Here is a 2,808-nt window from a genome sequence, read left to right on the forward strand (position 1 = left end):
GACAGCCCAAGCGCCTGCACGCAGGCTGCGCACTAGGGAGCCAGCAGCGGCTGCTGCGGCGCGGCGGGCAGCCCCATGCACAGCCAGTGCTGTCGCTTCGGGCACGGCGTGCATGCCAGCACGGCCGGCCTCGCGGCGCGCACTGCGGCCTCCAGCCCGAGTTCGGCCGCCCTCCCCAGGACGGCGCTGGCCGCTCCTTGCGCCTCGTGGTGCGCGACCAGTTTCCGCCTGTCCTGAAAGCCCTTGCGGCAGACCGGGCAGCTGCCTTCCAAATCGTAGTGCGCGCAGTTGTACTCGTCGCCCGAGCGGGTCATGTGTGTCGGCTCGCCCATCGGCTTGCCCTGTCTCCCCCCACTCGCTGTTCTGTCTCACTCACCGTCCTGACCATGACCTGGCGTCCCCTCGCGTCGCCCGAGTAGATGCGCAGCGGTCGGTCGCCAGCGCCTGTGGCATGTGGTCCCACCAGTTCGAATTGCAGAGGCCGCCGATATCCCGCTCTGTCACGCTGACCCTCCTGAGCCATCGCCTGGCCTCCTGCTGAATCCTCACGCGCGTACGCTCGTCCAGGTGCGTCAGCGGCAACCCGCCCGCCAGCGCCTCAAGGGCCAGATGCAGCAGGGCCGATGGATCGCCCTTCTCCGGCACTGCCCACTTCATGCATGCGGGAGTCATGCGGAGGTCCATTGTCCCGCACCTGCGACCCCGTGACGTGATTCAGGCAAGCGGGGGTTCGCTAGTGCCTATCTTGACTCGCTCGGGTTGCGCCCAAGAGCAGCAGCGGTCGGCAGACACCGAGGCGCCAGCGCCCTCGGTGGAAGGGCTTGCGTCTGCGCTCTCTCGCCCTCCTCACGATGGGGTGCGCGCTGGCCTGGGCCGTCGTGCTCGTCGCGCTCGCCGCGCCCGCCGTCGTGCGCGCGGCCTCGTGCGCGTCGAAGTACACGGACATCTCCGCGGGCCTCTTCGACGTCTACGCCAACCCGAGCGCGGCCATGGACCCCGTTAGCAACCTGCTCTTCGTCGCCTACGACAACACAGCGAATCAAGACGAGCTGTACGTCAACCGGTGCAACCTGGATGGCTCGAACTGTTCCTGGCACTACGTGGGCCCCTCCTTTGTGAAGCCCTTTAGCTTAACGCCGAGCGCCGCTGTCGACACGGACGGCGGGCGGCTGCTCATAGCGGCCGAGGACGACGACACCCCCAGTGGCACGCCCACGGGCGTGGTCTTCTACTGCGACCTGGGCGTGACGCGCTGCAAGAAGGTGAACATCACGACGTTCCTGGGCAACAACACGGGCAACAACCCGCAGATGGCGATCGACGGGGAGCACGGGAAGCTGCTGATGTTTACGTGCTGCACGACAGAGGGCGCGGTCCTGGTGCAGTGCGGCATCAACGGGACGGACTGCGTGAACGTCAACGTGTCGGGCCAGACGGGCCAGCGGTTGGGGGCGAGCTGGTTCACGGCGGACGCACGCAGCGGCGAGCTGGCGATTGTGGCGTGGGGTGGCAAGACGCCAACGTTTGTGTGCGATATGGACGGTACGCACTGCATCTTTGGCTACAGCGGGCGGTACGATGAATCGCAGGTCCCCACGGTGGGCATCGATCCGACCAGCGGCGACCTGTGGGTTTCCAGCGAGTGGAGCATCTACCGCTGCGACAAGCACATCCAGAACTGCACGACAGTCCTGGACATGACTCCGCCGTCGCCGCTGCAGGGCGCCGCAAAGTACTCTCGCGTGCTGGTTGACGGGACACGTGGGCGCGCGTTCGTGGCAGTCGCCGACCAGCGCAACGACACCTACACGCCAGGGCTGTTCCGGTGCGACTTTGGCGGCACAGGCTGCGACTACTACAACATCTCGGCAGGTCGGGGTCCCAAGAGCGCATATCAATATGCGGCGACGCTTGATGAGAGCACAGGGAATGTGCTTGTCGTCACCAGCGATGGAAGCGACCCGAACGTCGGTTTGCTGTCCCTATTCACAGGCATGTCCCCTGCGCTTGTCGGCGGCCATGCCGCGCCGCTCAAATGCTGTGCCGCCCGCGCTTTTTTGCGCAGTGTCGTGCGACTAGGGCGAACGCTGATGCCGGCACTTGTGCGCGAAATTGGCAAGAAGGCTTGGCGGTGGACTGCCCATTGGCGCACTATCTGCAATTGCAGCAGAGTAGCAATTCGCCGCTGTACATTCGAGTAAAGGTTGCGAGACGCGTAGTGCGCCCTTGCATCAACTTGTTCCGATTTCTAGATGCCGGAACCAGGGTTACGTGTGCGCGCCGTGGCAGCGCCGATAGGCATCAGATCGGGGCTGTGCGCAGAGGACTGCAGGAGCTTCTGTCGTGTTGGCCGCCAACACTTAACCATGCTATCAAGCATCGGCGCCCACAAAGGGGTGCCAAGGACGTCGCTTGCGCCACTGTGGCGTCTGCGGCAAGGACCATTCCAACGCAGATGCGAGGCGACTCTCTCTACAATAGACAACTCTGACAATCGTGCTAGCAAGCGCAGCGTCGCTGCAAAGCTGCACCTAGCTCGTCTCATTCAGAGGGCAGCCTTTCAATGCGTCGCTGTTGCGCCTCGTGCAGGCATAGCGATTGTATGGACAATGACAGGCATTGGCCAGATAGCTTCGCATGTACCACTGCCCTTCCGCAATCGTGTTTGGGCAACGGCGGCGGCCATCGCCCGGCCAGCGCCCGGTCACGCGCCAAGCAGCTTCGTGACCGCTGGTCCCCCGGCCATGGCCACCGCCTCTACGTTCCGCAGCGGCGCAGCGTTGCGCAAGCACCAGGTCAAGCACAGTG

The 2,808-nt window shown here is 64.7% G+C and carries 2 protein-coding genes; one reads left to right on the top strand and one right to left on the bottom strand.

Going from position 1 to position 2,808, the window contains the following annotated elements:
* Positions 1-32 precede the first annotated feature (32 nt).
* Positions 33-314 (bottom strand): hypothetical protein, encoded by a 282-nt coding sequence (locus tag KIT86_RS24810; protein ID WP_297403370.1) that lies wholly within the window; start codon positions 312-314, stop codon positions 33-35.
* Positions 315-821: 507 nt separating this feature from the next.
* Here KIT86_RS24810 and KIT86_RS24815 point away from each other — a divergent pair.
* Entirely contained in the window at positions 822-2,201 is a 1,380-nt protein-coding gene (locus tag KIT86_RS24815; RefSeq protein WP_297403372.1) for a hypothetical protein, read from the top strand.
* Positions 2,202-2,808: the final 607 nt, after the last annotated feature.

Source organism: Hydrogenophaga sp. (genome assembly GCF_026125825.1).
Taxonomy (GTDB): domain Bacteria; phylum Pseudomonadota; class Gammaproteobacteria; order Burkholderiales; family Burkholderiaceae_C; genus Hydrogenophaga.

Excerpts from the sequence above, each read along its gene's own strand:
- KIT86_RS24810 (WP_297403370.1), bottom strand. The coding sequence starts at position 314 with ATGACCCGCTCGGGCGACGAGTACAACTGCGCGCACTACGATTTGGAA.